Genomic DNA, 19603 nt, shown 5'->3' with positions numbered 1-19603 from the left:
AAGTACTAAGTATTTATTATTAATCACATTCTTTTGCTCCATACCATTCACCTCCTTCTGCACATTGGTATAGGCGCCCTAACCAACTCATTTGCATGGTTAGGGCTTTACCGCTTTCTTTCTCGAACGTGATCCAATCTACTGTCGCAAGGCTGTTGTTAAAATCAGGATGGCCATCTTGTTTATCAATACGGATTGTTGCGTAGCTGCTGTGGCGTTGAATGTTCATGCCTTGTAGTTGGCTACCATCAACTTTGTACAAGGTATTGCTGTGATCACAATCGGTAATGGTGGCATCGGTGGTCGCAATAAGGCACCAGTTATCGGTGAGAGTTTTGGTGCTGGTTAATCCAACGGTATGAAGGTACACATCTGTGCCGCGCAATACCGCTTCTGATTTAGCCGCAACGATCAGGCCGCGCAACTCGATAGAGGTTCGCTTCATCGCGTTACTGGCAAAAAGGCTACTAAAGCTTGGGGCTGCCATGGCGATCAATATGCTTAACACGCTAATGGTGATGATTGATTCAAGTAAGGTAAATCCTTTAATTTTCATTGTATTAAGTCCATTTTACGCAAGTTATGTAAATTGCATAAGTTAAGTAAGTTACGTAACTTAAATCAGTTTGAAGCGGTTGGCTTTCCACTCGGCGGCATCAATTAATCCGTTATCGTAATAGCCACCCCAATCGAAAAAGAACGGGCTAAAACTACCGCTTCCTGTTATGTGGCTAACCCCAATACAGGCAATAATCACGGCGGCTGAAATGGCGTATTCGATCGGATCGCCGGTACGAAATCGCCCCCCAAATAAGTGAAATCGTCTATCGCTGTAAGGGGAAAACGGCACCCCACTCACGGTCATAGCATCGGTTAATATGTGGCTGACACCACCCCATGCAAACGCCATAAATAGACCGTGATAATCCCACACAAAAGTAAACGCGATCGCGGCAATCAACCAATGGGTGAAGATGTGTGTCGGTCCTCGATGTTTAACCGGCTTACCTAATGCTTTGGCTACGTATTCCATCCAATCAGGGGCGGTAGCTCCTGCCACACACGCAGCCACATGTGGGGGGGATACCACCGCGCACAGTGCGCCAGCAATTAAGGTGTGATTGAGCCATTTCATTGCTGGCTATCCTGTTTCTTGCTTTGGCTTGGCGGTAGGTAGGCGACTTTTTTAAGATAGTGGTTCACCCGTTCGCTGGTGCTGTCGTCACACATAGAGATCAAGGCAAGGCGGTTTTCGATAACTTGGGCTTCGTGTTTTAAAATGTCGCGCTGTGCTGCAGCCACTTTTTCTAAAAAGCCGATTTGCTCGGTTATGTTGGCTAACCCTTGTTTAACTCGCGCTTGGGAACGGGCTTCCATCGCTAGATATAACCCCATTTCTCGGTAAGCGTAGTTACGGTTAGCAAGGGCTTGAACAAAATCAGCCACCTGTTTGGCGGTTGCAACTCGGCGTTTATGCTCCCACTCACGTTCGCGCGATTGTTCCGTGGTGGAATACAGCGGCATTTCCCCGACAATGCCAATGTAGTGATCGGTGATCTCAGGCCAATCGCTGGAATCGTATTGATCAACACTGCTGCGCATGCCAGCGACAAGGTTTATGTCTATTTTGAATTTGGTTTTTTCGGGGTAACAACGGGTAATAACGCTGTAAATGGTATCGGGATCGACCTTGGGTGCCGCTTGTATGGCTGGAATGGCCGTGTGAAAGTTAGGGCTCTCGCCTTTTAATGTGGGTAGTTCAAACGGCTTTACATTCGGCACTTGTTCGCTCGGTTGTTGCCAAGGTAAGTTGATTGGCCATGTGCTTTCTTCTGCCTGTAAGGACGTAAGTGTTAGCAGGAAAGTGAAGGTGATAACGGCTCTAATCAGCACGGGTAGATCTCCTTCCGCTACCTAACATCTGTAATCCTCCAATTACGGCACCCGCTTCCCATGCGCCAGCAACCACACACATAGCGACCAAAAACCAGATCAGGGCTTTGGTGGTGTCGTAGCTGACATCACTTTCAAGGTTGGTACGTTGCGGATCGCGTCGCTCGACAATCGGGCGAATGGATGCGGGTAAGCGGCCTTCTTCACTGCTGGTCATTACCCAGAGTTTGGCGGAGATCAGGCATTTTCGTGCGATTTGGGCTTTACGGCCTGTTAGCTTGTGGGCGTCATCGATAAATAACATGGCTTGGGTATCAAGCAGGTAATCTGCCAGTAAATCGGCTTTTAATTGCAAGTTGAGTTTATGCCAGGGCGTGGCCCTTTCTTCTTCGGTTTCGCGCTCGCTATACCATTTGTCGATCCCTTTGATTTCTATCCAGCTTGAGAGCGGCATTAGTCCTTCGAGCAGAACAGGTTGGGCTTTTTTGCCCCAGATCTCGTGGCGGTTATCTTTAAGTCGCTGCAGCCACCGGCTTTTACCAGAATCGTGGGCTCCTGTGATCAGTTGGCATTCTTTGCGTCGAATACAGGTTTCTTGGCGACGATGGCTAGGGGCAAACTTGCGCGGCGCATCGACAATCAACGGGGTGACATAACGTGTCCCGTCTTTGCGCTGGCGTTTGCTGTCGGTACGCAGTTTTAAAAATCGCATGCATGTAGCGTGAGCAAAAAAAACGTGAAAAGGAAATTGCAATTCAGGACGTGGGATGTGCTTCAATTATGGCTGCAATTGTGTTGTAGGTTATTAGAATAAGTACTCGATAAATATCGAGTACTTATAGATAACATTTAAGTATTATTTAGTTTTTTCTGTATTTTTTTATTTATTTCAATGAGTAATGAATTGGCGGGGGAAATTAAAAGTGCTTGAGTAATATATTTATCTGCTTCTTCAAACCGCTCTAACTTATTGAGAAGGTTGCCGTAATTTCCTAGAAAATCGACATCATTTGGTTTTATTTCAATGGCGCGAAGATAAAATTGCTCAGCTTCTTCAAAACGGGCTAAATCATCGAGAAGGTTGGCGTAATTTCCTAGGCAATTAGCATATTTAGGATTAACAGCAATGGCGCGAAGATAAAATTGCTCTGCTTCTTCAAAACGATTTAACGTCGTGAGGAGAACAGCGTAATTTCCTAATAACTGATGACTTTCTGGTAATGCTTCTAGCGCTTCTATATAAATTTTTTCTTGTTTTTGAGGTGAATTACTCTCTTCTATTTTCAACTCCCAATCAATCCAGTTCCAACTTTTTTTCTCGTCATTTTGTGGTTTTAATATTTCTTTTACGTCAGTATCTTGTGTTTCTTTACTCAAAGAGAGCATTTGTTCTTGTATCTTGTCGATGCGTTGTTCTGAGTTTTTTTTGATTTCTGCTATTTGTTTATTACGATCAAAACCAATTGCTTTTCCCATTTGTAGCATAAACTCATCAAACCCATTGATAGGTACTAGTGCGCCATTTTGCTTTGTCATTAATTGTTTTATCGTGTCATTTGGAGTACCTCCTGGTGCGTAATAGCACCAGAATGGTTGCCCTGAAATTTCGCTATTGCCTAAGTTCTGTAAGAAATTCATCAAACTTCCATCATTGCCACCATAACCAATAAATACGGGGGTATAGAACTTGAAAATATTTTTTAATGTTAAAACCCATGACTCTTCTAGTTCATCAGTTCCTTCGGTAGTATTTTTGGGGTCTGTAAACAGGTCACGATGGATTTTGGCAACAATAGGGCGTCGCGATAAAGGTTTTGCATAACTTGCTAGTGATTCATGGCCAATGACATGCGGGTAAGTTCCGCCATAAACAGATACAGCATCCGCAACTAAGTTATCAAAGTTAGTTGTGATCACCATTCGGTGGCGCGTAGAAGACAATATCCAAGCTAGTACCGCATAACCTAAACTCGGTTTACCATCTTTTATTGCTTTTTCTAATGCGGCGTAGCCTGAGTCGTGATCGCCTTCAAAGCACTTTTCAAATATCTGTGGGTAGTGTTTAGCAAGGTTATTGGGTTCCCAATAGCTAAGTTCTAGTGGGTTGCTTGCAAGCCAGTTTTTATAATCAGATGTTGTCTCATGCTCGCGATGGTAAATGATCTCCATCCACTCCTTAGCTAATGCTGCAGCTCCCTTTATATTTGAATTTATAGACGCACCTGCACCTAAAATAAATGCAAAACGTCGATCTTCCATATCGTTATCAATGCGTTTTATTTCCTGTAAAAAACCTTTCAGTGACCACGTGCGAGGCTCTATTTCTTCATTCTTTTTCTGTGCTTGAGGCTTTGTCATTGCTTCGTCCGTACGCAATTAATTGCTTTCATTTTAATGTGATAGCTCACATTACTAAAAGTGTTTGATATCAATTATTAGCCTGAAATATTTAGCAAATTCAGGTTTCTGTGCGTTATAACTTATTTTTCTGCGTTGTTTTTCGGCAAAATTTTCGGGGAAAAACCGCAAGTTTGCTGTCCGAGCAACGTCGGAATTTTTCGGACAAAACGCGGAGCAAAACTGCGTAGCATAAGGGGTAAACATTTTTATGATGTGTTGAAATGTTTTGATGATTAAGAATGTACGAAAATAACGACCGTATATTTCGTACAGACAATAGTATTCATTAGACGGGGGCTGGGTGATGCCATACCTATGCGTAAGCATCAATCAAGATCCGTTCCATCTTATAAGTTATTTCACTGTTGGTTATTCAATGTAATGCGTTATCAGGTGCGATTGTTCTGCGACAGATTAGTTAGGGCTGGGCATAGTCGCACGGTTCGCCAGTACCGCTGCAGATCGGGGCGTAACTCCCTTTCATTTCTTAGTTGGTTTGTGTGTGTCGGTATCGACATCAAGCAGACCTAACAACTAAGCAAAGTGTTGTAGCATCAATAATTGGTGATAAGTGATCACCCATTGCGCCATACCTGTTTATCACAGCATATTACGGCACCATATATGCTGTGCGTCCCCGTCAAGACGGCATTACGTTGTCACGTATCCTGTTACTTATTATTGTGTTTAAAACCAATAACCACCCATTTATTTAATGTCGCTGGCGTTGGCATACCCGCAACGACAAAGGCTGAATACGTTACCTTGTTTTTTGTGATGAGCATCGTAGAGGACGAGTTGATACGACTGCATCAAAGCAGCATAATGAAGGGGCTTATTCACTTCCTTATGGTTTTTCTTTGTTACTGCGTCAACAGTACAAAGGTTCAACTGTCCTTAACGTATCTGCGTTACAGGCTCCTTTATTTGATAAACAAGCCCATCACAATACAAAATTAAAACAGTGACTTATGTTACGGATGAAGTGTGCGCGATCGATAAGGTTAGCTGTGTGTAAAATGTATTTTATGAGTTACAAGAAGTTGCTTTATGGATCGGAAACCTAATGCACTATAACTTTTTATTTTTATATTTATTTAACTTGCATAAGTTACGTAAGTTATTACACTTAACCAAGTTACTTAACTTACGTAAGGGATGATAATGGGAAAGATTATTTTGCTTGGTAGCCAAAAGGGTGGCTGTGGTAAATCCACCTTAGCAGTGAACGTTGCAGGCTGGTTAGTACACCAAGGCCACAATGTTATTTTGGTTGATGCCGATCCCCAAGGTTCAGCGGTTCGCTGGGCGCAAGATCGCCAAGAGCAAGAAAAACTAAAACATATCCCTCACGTACAAGCGTCAGGCAATATCAACCAAACCTTGAAAGATTTAGCGGTACATTACGATTACGTGGTTGCCGATACAGCTGGCCGTGATAGTCGTGAATTACGTACCGGTATGGTGATTGCCGATGTGCTGTTATCCCCTTCTCGCCCATCGCAATATGATTTAGATACCTTGCCGCACTTAACGGATGTATTTCTTCAAGCACAAGACATTAACCCAAAACTGAAAGGTTACCTGGTACTGAATATGTGCCCGACAAATCCTGTGATCAAAGAAGCGGATGATGCCAAAGAATACCTATCTGATTTTCCAGAGTTCGGTATGGCCACAACGCTTATTTACGATCGTAAAGCATTCCGTGATTGTGTTGCTGAAGGTAAATCAGTTTTTGAGTGGAAAGACGCAAAAGCCAAAGCTGAAATTAGCGCATTGATGGAGGAAGTATTCCGTGGTTAAAAAACGTGAACGTGTTACTGAGCAAGCGAAAATTGATGCTTTTGCCAGTGCTGCTGAAATTAAAATCGTAACCAAAGAAACAACTTCTAAGCGTGAAAAGAAATTTAAGCGTGTGACTTTCTCACTGACTGAGCATGAAGATAAATTGATTGATGATCTTTCTCTGCAAGTGCGTTCGTTCCGCTGTAATCGATCTCAAGTCGTTAAAGCAGCATTGGCCTTACTGGCAGAACAAGACGAAAAAGCGTTAATTGCTTTGTTAGAAAAACAAAAAGAACTTTGATTGTTTGCCGCTGTGGGTATGTGCGTTAACTCGAAGAGTTATCCACATATGCACGGCCTTATATAACAATATATAGATCTCTATAGATCTATATAAAGATCTATAAGATCTATAAGGTCTGAAAAACTTATTATAATCAGTAGCCTGCAAGCTTTGTGGTCACACTTTTTTAGTGGGTAAGTCACATTTTTTTAGTGTGAAGGTCACAAATTTTTAGTCTATGGTCACATATTTTTAGTGTGTCGGTCACACATTTTTAGTGTATCGGTCACACATTTTTAGTGTTTTTGATTTTTTTATTCACAAAGCGAATTGAGTTTGTTAACGGTCACACATTTTTAGTGTTTCTTGGTGAAAATCGCTTTAAAGGTCACACGATTTTAGTATTATTAGGTCAAACACTAAAAATCTGTGACCATAGGCACGGCAAAAATGACCGATAACACCCGAGATCAGCGCTTTCAAGTTACTACGGCAAACACAAACGAATTACCTAAAACCTTTTTTCGTAAAAGTCACGAATTGGTGTTTAGCCAACTGTCATTGACTGCCCGTGAGCATGACATGATGGCGCTATTCTTATCGCGTTTAAACCGTGAGCATTGGTTAGACTTCATCGAAAAGCGTGATATTTACGCTCCACAATACACCTTCTCTGGTGACGTTCTGAAAGAATGGTTTGGGTTATCTTCCAAACAACTCTACCCAACCTTACGCCCTGTGGCCGAGCGTTTAGCCAGTCGTAAAGTCGGTTTATCTAACGATCAGTGCGAAGAGTTTGATTTCATTCCCCTGTTTGCCCGCGTGAAATACCACAAAGGATCGTTAACGATTGTTCCTAACACCGAATTGATCCATGCCTATGTGGATTATTCAGCCGGTCACGCTCAAATTAATCATCACTCTTTCCGTAGCCTTAAATCAGAGCACTCAAAGCGCCTGTATACGCTTCTGTCGCGTTTTAAAGACACAAAAACTAAATTACACCAACAATCGATAGAATCGCTTCACGGGCTTTATGGGCTGCTTGACGAGAAAGGGAAATTATTAAAAAAGAGTTACGGCCAAAACAAAGTATTCATTGATCGTTGCATTAAAAAACCGATCGAAGAAATGGCGAATAGCACCGATGTGCTCAAAGAGCTGCGTTTTTTGGTAGATGAAGAAACGGGTAACTTTGGTTTTAAGCCGATCTACCATGGTAAAAAAATCATCGCGATTGAGTTTTTATACCAGTGGGTAAGCAGCAACAACCAAGCGGAGAAACAGGCGCGTGAAGCGTTAGCTGAAGAAACGGTACCCGATAACCCAATGTTATTGCTGGCACGTGAAGCCTATCAAATCGTCATGGCTTACCCGTTAGAAGGGGAGTTAACCGACAAACATAAATTGGCACTTCAAGCAGTGAACATGGGGATCGTGACACTGCCAGAAGATATGCCAATGGATGATACCTTCAACCGTAAAATGCTCCAGATGTCGGCATAACCCAATCAGATTACGGTGTACGCCAATTGGGTTACGCCATACTGCGATGCATTCACGCTCACCTTTCTTGTTTTTGTGGTGTGTTCTAACTGGGTAAACAGCCCAATTAGAATACACCATCGCAATTTTCCTCTTCCCTAGTGGTACTGCTTTTCTTGTTTGTTTAGCGTGATGGCTCCTACTCAAGCAAGGAGTGATCATGGCCAACTATGCCTATCTGCGTGTATCGGGTGATACCCAAGACGTAAATAACCAAAAACATGGCATTTTAGAGTACTCAAACCGTACAGGGCTGAGTAACTTGGTTTTTGTAGAGGATTGTGTGTCAGGGGCTAAGAAATGGCGTCAGCGGCGCTTAGGGAGCTTGTTAGAGGGATTATCAACAGGCGATACCATTATCTTTGCCGAAGTTACCCGTATGGCACGTTCAACCTTGCAAGTATTAGAGATCTTAGAGTTGTGTATGGACAAGCAAGTAAACGTCCATATCGCTAAACAGAACATGCAACTTGATGGCTCGATGCAAGCTAAAATCATCGCCACAATCTTTGGTTTAGCCGGCGAAATAGAACGTGAGTTCATCCGAATGCGAACCAAAGAAGCATTAGCGGCGCGTAAGGTGAAAGGGCAAATATTAGGCCGTCCTAAAGGGCCTGCGAAACGTTTAAAGCTCGATGATAAACGCGAACAAATAGAAAAATATCGCGCTATGGGGTTAGGAATTAGAGCCACCGCAAAGTTATTAGATATCGCACCTAGTACATTGAGTGATTATTTAAAGCGTTGATATATAATGAAAGAATAAGTTACATAACTTACGTAAGTTATGATTTATAGTGAATATTATAGGGATGTAAATTGAGTTTTGATTTAATTATTAAAATTGTCGTTGCGTTTGTCAGTATGCTTTCTTTGATTATTGCGTTTTTTAATATTCGGTTTAATAGTCGGAAAAAACTGATAGATGAATACACCGTTGCAAAAGCGTTCTTAGAAGATTTAGATAACCTAAAAAATAAGTTCGTTATCGAAAAAGGTTACCAAGCAGTGGCGGGTTCCGATACTTTTGATATTGATGTTATAAAGCATTTATTGTTATTTCCTAACCCTAGTCGTGCCTTACGCGATTACAGAATCGCACACTCACTGTTTTGCAAAAATAGAGTTAATGGTCGTTTAAGATTTAAGTGGCGCTTTCGCTCTTTATGGGTAAGGAACGGTATGGCGATTTTCCATTTCTTAATATATTGGTTATTTGCTATGAGTGTTTTTTATTGTTTGCTGTCTCCATTTTATATCCCAGATTTTGCAGAAGACTTCTTTTCTGGCCTTGGTTTTGATCAAACGAAGCAATGGATTTTTATCGTTTTTACATTGGTTATAAGCCTGTATCTTGTGGTTTTATCACTTTACAAATTAGCTGTTTATTACTCAGCAAAAAGGCTTTTTGAACAAGAAAAACAATGGCTTGATTTTAAATGATTAACTTACGTAAGTTATGTAACTATCATAACTTACGTAACTATTAACTGCAGCGTTCTTCTAAGATAGAGTTCTTATTGCCTTGTACTTTTTCAATTCTTTCTGAGCGTTCACATTCCCATTTAGTAACAGGGTATTGTTTATCCCACGCTTCCATTAATTGGCGTTGTTGGCGGCTCATTTTGTATTTTGGATAGGCTGCTTCAAAATACATATAAGTACGCGCAACTATTCCTCGCGCACGTTCAGGCGGCTGTGCCTTTTTACCTTTGGAATCTATGATCATTTCGCAGCTACCAAATGTGCGGTAACGGCTATTTGAAGTGTTAGCTAGCATCCCAAAGTTATAATTTTGTCGTGTTGCATTTACGGCACCAACGGCTGGATACAAGTTGTATAGATCGGATTGCATCAAGCGATATTCTTTATTCGCTTTTTCTGCACATTTACGGCCTTTAAATTCTTTTCCTTTCCTATTAACACAAACCTCATTACCTTCACGCCATTCGCTAAAAGCACGGCCAAAGTTCTCGGCTGGAATGATATGTTCTGCTTCCCAGCGTTTAGTTCTTTTCTTGTGTACTTCTGTTGTAAACCCTTTAGGTAATTCTATGTACTTATCTTTGTTAAAAGAGGCACCACAATAAAGCGTTTCCATGTGTTCTTTGTTGGTATAAATATCTCTCTGCATGTGCTTTTTTGCTTTGCTGAAAGATTGAATTGAAGTGTTCCCTTGGTAACTATCAGCAATACAGAAAGTGGGAATAACCGCTGCGGTTATTAGTATTAATTGTTTAATTGCCACTGTGATCTCGTTGAATAATTAGGTGTATCGTTAATAACAATCGTAACTTATTTAAGTTATTTAACTTACGTAAGTTATGTAACTAATTGTGTAGCTATATCCTGCTTTATTTCACACCTTTCCCCTTCGGTCGTACCGCCCTTGTATCAAGGGTTCAACCAAGCCAAAACAGCGCTTCGCAAATGTCTTGTCCCGTTCGGGTAACAATCATGGCTACAACATCAAAAGCCAGATCAAAAGCTTTCGTTTGCTGTGCCAAGTGTCGCTAAGGTGTGTGCCGTTTCCATGTGCTTTTTGTTTTCTCCTTATTGTTCTCATCGCTTTTTCACGGGCTGTAACGTTGCACAGCAGAACCTCTAAAACAAGGGTGAAATACACGCTACGCGCCCTTGCTTTAAAGAACCTGCAGTGCCTCGAAAAAGTTAGGCGAAAACGGCGATGAGAAACCCCATAAGGAGAAAAGCGATGGCACATTCCTACTCACACTCACCAAGCTCTACTAAGGCACATCAACCGAGCAGCGTATCACCGCTGCACCGCTCAGGCTCTACAACGATGAGCGACAGATCCCGCGATTACCTCATTGATAAACGTCTGCACCAACTCTATACCCGATTACGCGAATGCAACCCAAGCGTATTGGATATGGTGAATGCGCTTAATTTTGTGTTGCGACAATACCCAGCATTAGGGCCGATAATTGGTACTTGCCACGATCTGGAATGTTTTATTGAAGCGGTAGAAAGTTACGAACAGGAGGGGGCGCTATGAGTCAGCCGTATTATATGGCAATAGCCAAAACCATTTTAAGCCAGCTCGGTGGTAACCGTTTTATTACCATGACCGGCGCGAAACATTTTGTCGGCCTTACCGAACCAGGACTGCAATTTGATTTACCTACGGATACGGGGGCAATCAACAAAGTGACACGGTTACGGGTAATTTTGGATCCGTGCGATACCTACACGGTGATCAGTTTTCGTAAAAAGCGAGGCCAGCTGGAATACATTGAAGTCACACGCCAATCGGGGATTTACTGCGACATGTTAGAGGGGACTTTTACAGAAATGACGGGGTTGTATACATCGTTGTAGGTATGGTTTCTGGTGCAAAAGCCCTGCGTTGCAGGGCTTTTTATTTTTGTTAAGAGGCTATAATAGTCAAGATAATAATTGTGACGATAACCGTATAAAATATAATAGACCATATTTTATTATCTTGTTTTTCTTGCTCTTCAAGTCTTGCTTGTTCTTCAAGTCTTGCTTGTTCTTCGAGTCTTACTTGTTCTTCGAGTCTTGCTTGTTCTTTAAGTCTTGCTTGTTCTTCGAGTCTTGCTTGTTCTTCAAGTCTTACTTGTTCTTTAAGTCTTGCTTGTTCTTTAAGTCTTGCTTGTTCTTCAAGTCTTGTTTGTTCTTCAAGTCTTGTTTGTTCTTCAAGTATCGTTTGTTCATCAATAATATATTGGAATCGTAACGCTATATATAACGCTTTAGCTTTTTGTTCATCATATTCTGTTTCAGATAGGGCTTGCACCCATAAACCATTAAGTTTGTAATTATTTTTTAACTCATCACTTATTTGTTGGTATAAGCGTTCGTCATTTAACCTTTTATATGCGTTTTTACTACTAATGGTCATCTGTTTAATTCATAGATTATATAAATTAGCTATTTATAAATTAGTTAGTAAAAAATAAAAAATATAAACTGTTACAACACATTTCGTATTTTGTTGATATTAATTTATCAGATTAGTTAATCTTGAGTATCGCTTTACCTATGAGACCCTGAAATATGGGCTTTATTTGATGTATTTGTCCTTGCGGACACTCCGAGGATAAGGCCCGCCAGCGAGACGCGCCATTCATTGCAAACCACACCCTTACACCATCACATTAAAGCACCTTCGTATGAAAAGCCGCAATGCAAGCATCGCTCACACCAAGGCAACGTCATGGTGTTGTCGGGGCGGTTTTCCATTCATTTTGCCGCTGTCTAGCTTAGGAGCTTGCTTCCAACCCCTATCCCCAATCTTGGGGAAGTTTACGCTTCGCGCAAACAAGAGCCGTTCGCACCGTAATGGCTCACGTTCTTAGGTCTAACAGCATCTGTCTGTGGTTCGCCATTACCGTGCGTTTGAGTATCGTGGGTGCTGGCGCTTCATAATTACGGCTACTTTGTCTTTTTCTTCTAAATAAAACGAACGAACACTGTTCGTTCGTTGTTTTTGTTCGTCTCTTAGGTTACAATTTATACAGGTTGATTAATGGCGGTGATGATATGAGCGTTTCTCTTAGTGGTAATCAGTTACAAGATAAAGTGACCCAAATTTGTAATGATCTTTATGCGAAAGGTCAGAAGGTTAGCGTTCGTATCGTGCTTTCAATGCTGCCTGATGTCAGCAGTACTTCTACGGTTCACAAGTACTACAAAGCATGGAAAGACGAGCTTGAGGCAAACCAAAAATCACTGCTTGAAAAAATGGGTTTCTCGGAAGAGTTTACCCGTGTATTCATGGCTGAAATTACCCGCCACGCTACAGAAGCCGAACGTCGTTACCGTGAAATCGCAGAAGATGCCAAAGAGCAAAGTCTATTGGCCATTGATGATTTAGAACGAGCTGAAGATCGTTTATACAAGCAAACCGCCTTGCTTGAGCAACGTGAAAAGCAAATTAAAGAAGTAGAGGCAGAACTCGCCCAGGCTGATAAATCACAGCAAGCGATCACCCAAGAGTTACGCCAACAAATTGAAAACCTCACCGAGCAATTGGGTGAATCAACGGCTAGCAACGAGCGTTTACGTACAGAGCTGGCTAAAAATGAATTACTGCTAGAGAGTAATAAAGATCTAGTTGCATCAACTAAGACGCAAAACATTGAGCTGAATGATCAGATCAAGCAACTGAACGGGGAAGTGGTTGAGCTATCTAAAAACATTACCCGTCTTGAATCTTCACAAGAGAGTAAGCAAGAGCTTATTGAAGAATTAAAAGCGAGTAAGCTATCAACACAAGAGCAAAACCAACAGCTTGATAAAGACTTGCGTGAGGCTCAACAAGAGCGAAACACACTACAAGCATCACTGTCTGATGCTAAAGCATCTTTATCCACCAATACTCAGCGTTTAGAGCAAGCGCAATCAGAGGTGGTTGAGCTTAAAACGAATGTTAAGCAGTACATAGAAACGCTCCGTCATTATGAAGGGTTACTTTCTAAAGAGAGTAATTCTGCAGACTAATCTATTTTGAATATCGCTTACCTACGAGGCCCTGAAATATGGGCTTTATTTGATGGATTTGTCACTAGCGGACACTCCGAGGATAAGGCCCGCCAGCGAGACGCGCCATTCATTGCAAACCACACCCTTACACCATCACATTAAAGCACCTTCGTGTGAAAAGCCGCAATGCAAGCATCGCTCACACCAAGGCAACGTCATGGTGTTGTCGGGGCGGTTTTCCATTCATTTTGCCGCTGTCTAGCTTAGGAGCTTGCTTCCAACCCCTATCCCCAATCTTGGGGAAGTTTACGCTTCGCGCAAACAAGAGCCGTTCGCACCGTAATGGCTCACGTTCTTAGGTCTAACAGCATCGGTCTGTGGTTCGCCATTACCGTGCGTTTATGTAAAGCTCGCCAGCGAAACGCGCCATTCATTTCAAACCACACCCTTACACCATCACGTTAAAACGCCTTCGTGTGAAAAGCCGCAATGCAAGCATCGCCACACCAAGGCAACGTCATGGTGTTGTCGGGGCGGTTTTCCATTCATTTTGCCGCTGGCTAGCTTAGGAGCTTGCTTCCAACCCCTATCCCCAATCTTGGGGAAGTTTACGCTTCGCGCAAACAAGAGCCGTTCGCACCGTAATGGCTCACGCTCTTAGGTTTAACTGCATAGGTTTGTGGTTCGCCATTACCGTGCGTTTGGGTTTCGTGGGTGCTGGCGCTTCATAATTACGGCTGTTTGTTCCTCGTCCCTCGGTAACAAAGCAGCCTTAACATAATGGTTTTTATGCGAAATGTTACGTGCCTAACCCCAGCAAGCTGGCGGGCACTGGGCACAACGCATAAAACGGCAATTATGTTAAATTTTCCGCGCTCAGTTTGGCATTGGTGATCGCTTTAGCCACAGCCAACATCAAAAGCGGCCTGTAAGCGTGGTTACATTTGGCATCTTATTGTCGTGGTCATGCTGTCATATTGGCAGTGCCTGCCAATTACCTCGCGCTTCGCACATCGGCTTCCACAACCTCCCCCGCCCACCCAATGTAGCCCGCTTGGTACTCAAAAATGGTATCTACGCCTTTGGCCTGTCCGTATTTGGTTACAGGCTTTATTTACTGTATTTCTATTGCGGTCTACGTGTGCTGGTCGTTGTGGTAAGGCAAGATCCAAAGCAATAAAAAAGCCTGCTGGCGCAGGCTTTTATCGTTTTTAATGCGGCATCGCGTCAGCAATGTTAGGTGCTTTTTTTAAATGCCGGTGTTGGAGTTCTTCTAATAATTCCATGGTATCAAAACTGTCTAACGAGGGACGTTCGCCAGTAAAATACGCGACACTTTTATTAAAAAGTGCCGATATTGCAATGAGTGTGTCTAGTCGTGGTAGTGTTTTTCCGTACTCTAAATCTAAGTAGGTTTGCCTTGCTATTTTTAAGTTTTTAGCGGCATCGACTTGCGTCATACCTTGCTCTTCACGGACTTGCTTTAGCAAAAAGTGAAATGCGTTAGCGGTGTTCATTATTTTAGTTCTTCTATGTTTTTATACGTCGACCAAGAGATTGTATCGCTAAACGGGAAGTTGAAAAGTAGGGAAAAGTGATTTTTCGTATAAATGGTGAGGGTGGAAAATTGCCACTAACTAGACGATATAACGCCTTTTTTAATTGTTCTTCTTTTCTATGACTTAGAAAATAATTGCTTTCTGTTGCGGTAGATATAACAGATGTTATGTGTAATGAGCAGGGGACGTAGTGGTATATATTGGTTTTAAAAAGCCCATGAGAGTAATAAGAATATGTCATTCTCAATGACTATCAATCAATAAAAAATCTATTTTTATCCTTTTAAATCAATAACTTACGGTTATTTTTTTCGCTTTGGCTATACCCTCACCCATGTGCGCAAGCGCACATGGGTGAGGGTATAGCGTTATACTTTAAATGTAAATGAATTTATTGTTTTTTTCGTTAGAGTTTAAGAACACATTCTTTGAGATATCTCTTCAAGATCTTTTAAATTTAAACGATTATCAGCCCATCCTTGAGCAAATGGAATCGTATTAGATTTTGGTAATTGATCTTCTTTTAAATCTTTAATTCTAATTCTAGAAGGTAAGGCTGCCCCTTCACCAACAAAGATTGCCTCTTGTTGCGATAAAATAGGTAATGCCCCGACCATTCCAGTCAATCCATCAGGTAGAAAGCGTGCGACATGTTGTTGATCTGCTGCGTTTGTAAGTCTTAATACAACCCATGTTCCACATTGTGATATTACAGTACTATCAACATCTGCAGGCCTTTGGCTTACTAACATTAAACCAATGCCATATTTTCTACCTTCTCTTGCAATACGTCTTATTGCATCTTGTGCTGCGGCGTATTGGGCTTCACCATGATCTGGTACATATCTGTGAGCTTCTTCGCACACAAATAAAATAGGATCTTTTTCCTTTTCTTCTTGTGTCTGAAATACTTTGTATTGAAAAAGTAATCTTGCAATTAGTGCGGTTAGTGGGCCAGCTACTTCATTGGGTAATCCAGAAATATCAATAATCCTGATATCTTTTCTATCTTGTTTTGGCTTTCCAACAAATTGATTTAATACATTATGTAGTTTTATTTCATCTTCAGCTCTTTCCCAACTATCCATCATGAAAGAAAGTCGAGTATCTCTTCTAAGTATCTTTAATTTATCAAGAACTGAGGGTACTGGTGATTTTGCAAGGTCTGAAGCTGTCAAACTTTCATGCACATTGGACTTAATCCTCCCTCCTTGAATATATTTAATATGGCTTTCAAATTCGTCCAATGAAAATGGTCTAGGTTTGTCTATATCAAACGCTAAGATATCTGATGTTTCTTTTCCATCACATAGTTCAGGTTCATTAATGTCTGGTAGGTGGTTTAAAGCAGTTCCTCCAAACGATCTTGGGCAAGGTTTTACTATGCCAGATGCGACCATACGTGCGTGGGCTAATGCTTTTTGCACAACATTTGTTTGGCTTGTTGCGCTTCTTTCTGTTTTGCCAATGATGAGGTGAGTAAATTCATCATTAGACATTAACCAATAAGGGAGTTTTATAACTTCTTGTTCATTATCCCCTACCGAAATATTGTATGCTCGGTATTGAACTGCACGTTCTTGAAATGCTGTTCCATACTCGCCATGAGGATCAATAATTACTATTTGTGGGGATAATTCTTTTCCGCCATGTTTGTGCGAAAGTACACTATGAATTATTGCAGCTACCGTACCTGACTTTCCTGATCCAGTTGAGCCTAAAACAGCACAATGCATACCAAACATCTTATTAATATTAGCTCTACAAGCTGTAGACTCTGATGCACTATAAACGCCAAAAGGTACTAATGGATCCACCTTCTCATTCTGTGTTCCTTCTGCAGAGCGATAAACATAATTGATTTCTTCGTTTGTTAGCAAAAAAACACCCTGTTGTGGTAGGGGGTATGTTTTTATTCCTCGTTTAAAAGTTAATTTTTCTTGTTGGCCATTCCAACTACCTTCAGCTAATAATTGGACTTCCATTAATCGTTGATCAGAATCGGCATTGATTGGTTTGCCTACTTCAATTAACTCTTCAGAACGCATTCTTAACATTGTTACTAAACCAAAAATGACCTTTCGACCATAGTGAATCTTAACCATGCTCCCAATTTGGCCTATAGGATAAACCCGGCCATTAAAAGTACGGTTTAGCTCTGAGATTTTATCGGAGATTTCAACTTTGATGTTTGTTCCTGAAACTTCTACTACTTGGCCTATTCTTAGTTCTTCAACTGGCGTAAACATATTAAACCTCGCAACCATTCTTTAATAGTGAAGTGACACCTTTAAAAGTCCACCAATAATCGTCTTCATTTTTTCGCTCAAATGGCCCACTATCACCAATATATAGTCCGTTCAGTGTTGCGATTATTATTCTCTTTTTAAATTTCTCATTTCGCCATTTTTGAATACAACTAGGTATATTTCCATCACGGCATTCTAAAAAGGCAATTAGTACTGTTTTGTTATCTTCTTTAGATAAAGCAAATTCGATTTCATTATTTATATGGTCATCACCAAAGCTATAACCACATACAGCAAGTACGTTACTATTATTAGAATTTAGTGACTTTCTAAATAGATCAAATTGTGAAGAAAACGGATCTTGTTGAGTGGCTATATATTTTGTGGCTTGTGGGTATATAAGAACTCTGCGGTTTACGGTAGGGTAAGTGTCATTGTTTCTAACTCGCCAGACATGGCCGTTATTACAAAGAAACCAATCGATAGAGCCATGCATTTTAATTAAGTTAGCACGTTGCCCATTTGATGGAATAGGATCTCCATATCTTTGAGTTCGGTGAGCGACAGCACCACCACTAAACCCATCCCAGTATGGTACTTTATTGAGTGCTAAAGCATCTTCTAATAATGTGTCATAATTTGTTGTAAAAATATTTACCGATTTTCTTCTTTCAGATACGCCAGCAGACGCATAGTTAAAAAGTGTATTAATAAATTCAGAATGAGTTTCTATACAAACGATAGGTTTATCTAAAGTACCATCTTCATCTGGATTTCCATCTTTACCTTTAACATGTCCACAACGAATAACATTAGAGATAGATTCTAGAATTGCATGATGAATATTTTCAAGCTCAGGTAGCCCTATAATTTTGCCATTAATTGTTATTTTTTTTTCCTTTGTTCTTTCTGCTAGTGCAGCATAATCACCAATATGGCTCAGAACATGTTCAATATGGCATTCAGTAGGTAATTCTTCTATTAATGGGACTATTATGTCGTTATATAACTCATCATGTGTACCTTCTAGGTCTTTTTTTACCTTATCAGTTAAAGGATACATTAACGGCAATTTAGCATCAAAGCTGATACCAGCCCCCATGAGCCAATTTTGCTCACTACATTTTAGATGTTCTTCGAGTTGATTGAACATTTCTGTGTCTATAAAGTTTTCCATTTATACTCTTTTAATAAGTTGTCTTTTTCGATAGGTGGCTTTTTTTAGTCGATATTTTTAATATGGCCAAGTTTTATTGCCTTACTTTTTAGGCAGGAATATATCACTCATTTATAAGGTTATTATTGCGGTTGATCGCATAATTATTGAAGCGTTGAAGTTTTATATATATACCCTAACGAAACCACTTCCCACAGCCCCTCATCCCTTACCGCTTCATTTGTGAAACCATCTATACTAAACTGATTTTAGAAACCAACTTAAATTAAACCAGCTTAGGGGAAACTATGCTGATCCGTGCTTACCTTCGTGCTTCAACTACCGAGCAAGATGCCCAACGGGCAAAAGAAGAACTCAAAGCCTTTGGCGCCAAGTTTGATAGTCGTATTGCTGGCTACTACATCGAAAACCAATCTGGCACTAAGTTAGAACGCCCTGAACTAAACAAGCTGATAGATGACAGCGAAGCCGGTGATGTGGTGCTGATTGAAAAGATGGATCGCCTTACTCGTTTGCCTTGGCTTGAATGGAAAACCTTAAAAGCCCGTATCATGGAAAAAGGGTTAGTGATTGTGGTGGCAGATCAGCCTATGACTCATGCAGTGTTTAGTGCGGGAGAGCAAAATAGCATTACCTTGGCTTTAACTGAGTTCATGTTGGACTTGGGTGCAGCGATGGCCCGTGATGATTACGAAACTCGTCATAAACGCCAAGCGCAAGGCATTGCGAAAGCAAAAGCAGAAGGTAAGTATCGTGGTCGCCGTGTGAATGCATCTCTGCATCAAGATATACGTGATCAGTTAAAACTTGGGCGGAGTTATTCAGAAATACAGCAGAAGTTAGGGTGTAGCAGGGCGACAATAGCGCGGGTGGTAAAAGAGGGGTAGTTTTAGTGTGTTGCTTGTGAATACACGGAAAGCTCGCTCATCAAGGCTAACACCTATCACTTAAGGTGTTTTGAATGAACTGGATAACGAGTTTTATTGATACTAAATAGAGAATACTATCTGTTTTTCGGATGGTTTCTAATTATTATCTTTTGTTTTCTTAGTTATACTTTGTTTTTTTATAAATATGGATGAAAAACTAATGAGAACGACATCAGATCGTATCCGTCATGCTATTGGATTTGAAGTTATTGGGTTGTTGATTGTTGTTTTCGGCTTGAGTCAATTTGATTTCAACATCGGACATGTAGGGATTGTGGGCGTTTTGTTTTCTATAATTGCGACTGTTTGGA

20 protein-coding genes are annotated in these 19603 nt (G+C 41.0%); 10 read left to right on the top strand and 10 right to left on the bottom strand.

Features of this window, described 5'->3' with window-relative positions; all coding sequences use genetic code 11:
• Positions 1-19 precede the first annotated feature (19 nt).
• The 5 genes from C9J41_RS20690 to C9J41_RS20670 all read right to left on the bottom strand — a co-directional run bounded on the left by C9J41_RS20690 (position 20) and on the right by C9J41_RS20670 (position 4251).
• Complete coding sequence (locus tag C9J41_RS20690) at positions 20-556, bottom strand: GspH/FimT family pseudopilin (protein WP_107294972.1); 537 nt, start codon at positions 554-556, stop codon at positions 20-22.
• Between the two features lie 60 nt (positions 557-616).
• Complete coding sequence (locus C9J41_RS20685) at positions 617-1135, bottom strand: metal-dependent hydrolase (protein ID WP_107294964.1); 519 nt, start codon at positions 1133-1135, stop codon at positions 617-619.
• Entirely contained in the window at positions 1132-1893 is a 762-nt protein-coding gene (locus tag C9J41_RS20680) for a hypothetical protein (RefSeq protein WP_107294963.1), read from the bottom strand. Before C9J41_RS20680 ends, C9J41_RS20685 begins: the two co-directional genes overlap by 4 nt.
• Entirely contained in the window at positions 1883-2605 is a 723-nt protein-coding gene (locus C9J41_RS20675) for a hypothetical protein (protein WP_107294962.1), read from the bottom strand. Before C9J41_RS20675 ends, C9J41_RS20680 begins: the two co-directional genes overlap by 11 nt.
• A 137-nt stretch (positions 2606-2742) precedes the next feature.
• On the bottom strand, positions 2743-4251 hold the full coding sequence (locus C9J41_RS20670) for a tetratricopeptide repeat protein (protein WP_107294961.1): 1509 nt from the start codon (positions 4249-4251) through the stop codon (positions 2743-2745).
• A gap of 1206 nt (positions 4252-5457) precedes the next feature.
• Here C9J41_RS20670 and C9J41_RS20660 point away from each other — a divergent pair.
• From C9J41_RS20660 to C9J41_RS20640, 5 genes are all read left to right on the top strand, one after another.
• Positions 5458-6099 carry an AAA family ATPase gene (locus tag C9J41_RS20660; RefSeq protein ID WP_107288139.1) on the top strand — a complete coding sequence of 214 codons (642 nt, stop codon included), beginning with the start codon at positions 5458-5460 and terminating at the stop codon, positions 6097-6099.
• Positions 6092-6382, top strand: a complete 291-nt coding sequence (locus tag C9J41_RS20655) for a hypothetical protein (RefSeq protein WP_107288138.1) — start codon at positions 6092-6094, stop codon at positions 6380-6382. Before C9J41_RS20660 ends, C9J41_RS20655 begins: the two co-directional genes overlap by 8 nt.
• A 432-nt stretch (positions 6383-6814) precedes the next feature.
• Complete coding sequence (locus C9J41_RS20650) at positions 6815-7870, top strand: replication initiation protein (RefSeq protein WP_107288137.1); 1056 nt, start codon at positions 6815-6817, stop codon at positions 7868-7870.
• A gap of 199 nt (positions 7871-8069) precedes the next feature.
• Positions 8070-8657 carry a recombinase family protein gene (locus tag C9J41_RS20645; protein WP_105062737.1) on the top strand — a complete coding sequence of 196 codons (588 nt, stop codon included), beginning with the start codon at positions 8070-8072 and terminating at the stop codon, positions 8655-8657.
• Between the two features lie 71 nt (positions 8658-8728).
• Complete coding sequence (locus C9J41_RS20640) at positions 8729-9352, top strand: hypothetical protein (RefSeq protein WP_107294959.1); 624 nt, start codon at positions 8729-8731, stop codon at positions 9350-9352.
• Positions 9353-9395: 43 nt separating this feature from the next.
• Here the strand turns inward: C9J41_RS20640 and C9J41_RS20635 are convergent, their stop codons facing one another.
• Positions 9396-10157, bottom strand: coding sequence for an endonuclease (locus C9J41_RS20635; protein WP_107294958.1), 762 nt, complete (start codon positions 10155-10157; stop codon positions 9396-9398).
• Between the two features lie 465 nt (positions 10158-10622).
• Between C9J41_RS20635 and C9J41_RS20630 the strand changes: the two genes are divergently transcribed.
• Both C9J41_RS20630 and C9J41_RS20625 read left to right on the top strand, forming a co-directional pair.
• Positions 10623-10928 (top strand): hypothetical protein, encoded by a 306-nt coding sequence (locus tag C9J41_RS20630; protein ID WP_107288151.1) that lies wholly within the window; start codon positions 10623-10625, stop codon positions 10926-10928.
• Positions 10925-11251, top strand: a complete 327-nt coding sequence (locus C9J41_RS20625; RefSeq protein WP_199187181.1) for a hypothetical protein — start codon at positions 10925-10927, stop codon at positions 11249-11251. The genes C9J41_RS20630 and C9J41_RS20625 overlap by 4 nt, the downstream gene beginning before the upstream one ends.
• Positions 11252-11300: 49 nt before the next feature.
• Here C9J41_RS20625 and C9J41_RS21835 read toward each other — a convergent pair whose 3' ends face one another.
• Positions 11301-11795 carry a hypothetical protein gene (locus tag C9J41_RS21835; RefSeq protein WP_107288150.1) on the bottom strand — a complete coding sequence of 165 codons (495 nt, stop codon included), beginning with the start codon at positions 11793-11795 and terminating at the stop codon, positions 11301-11303.
• 641 nt (positions 11796-12436) lie between these two features.
• On the opposite strand from C9J41_RS21835, the gene C9J41_RS20615 reads away from it, so the two are divergent.
• The gene (locus C9J41_RS20615; protein WP_107288149.1) at positions 12437-13396 is read left to right on the top strand and encodes a DNA-binding protein; all 960 of its coding nucleotides are present in this window, start codon (positions 12437-12439) and stop codon (positions 13394-13396) included.
• 1193 nt (positions 13397-14589) lie between these two features.
• Here C9J41_RS20615 and C9J41_RS20610 read toward each other — a convergent pair.
• The 3 genes from C9J41_RS20610 to C9J41_RS20600 all read right to left on the bottom strand — a co-directional run bounded on the left by C9J41_RS20610 (position 14590) and on the right by C9J41_RS20600 (position 18363).
• Positions 14590-14895 carry a helix-turn-helix transcriptional regulator gene (locus tag C9J41_RS20610; RefSeq protein WP_107294957.1) on the bottom strand — a complete coding sequence of 102 codons (306 nt, stop codon included), beginning with the start codon at positions 14893-14895 and terminating at the stop codon, positions 14590-14592.
• Positions 14896-15350: 455 nt separating this feature from the next.
• On the bottom strand, positions 15351-17186 hold the full coding sequence (locus tag C9J41_RS20605; protein WP_107294971.1) for an ATP-binding protein: 1836 nt from the start codon (positions 17184-17186) through the stop codon (positions 15351-15353).
• Position 17187: 1 nt separating this feature from the next.
• Positions 17188-18363: an SIR2 family protein gene (locus C9J41_RS20600; RefSeq protein WP_107294956.1), complete on the bottom strand. Its 1176-nt coding sequence runs from the start codon at positions 18361-18363 to the stop codon at positions 17188-17190.
• A gap of 287 nt (positions 18364-18650) precedes the next feature.
• Here C9J41_RS20600 and C9J41_RS20595 point away from each other — a divergent pair, with 287 nt between their 5' ends.
• Together C9J41_RS20595 and C9J41_RS20590 are read left to right on the top strand one after the other, a co-directional pair.
• Positions 18651-19250: a recombinase family protein gene (locus C9J41_RS20595; RefSeq protein ID WP_107294955.1), complete on the top strand. Its 600-nt coding sequence runs from the start codon at positions 18651-18653 to the stop codon at positions 19248-19250.
• A 187-nt stretch (positions 19251-19437) separates the two neighbouring features.
• Positions 19438-19603: chlorhexidine efflux transporter (locus tag C9J41_RS20590; RefSeq protein WP_369917951.1), on the top strand; the 166-nt coding region annotated here is incomplete at its 3' end.

The sequence above is a fragment of the Photobacterium sp. GB-50 genome, assembly GCF_003026755.1.
Lineage (GTDB): Bacteria > Pseudomonadota > Gammaproteobacteria > Enterobacterales > Vibrionaceae > Photobacterium.
This window is presented reverse-complemented; position numbering and strand designations above follow the sequence as displayed.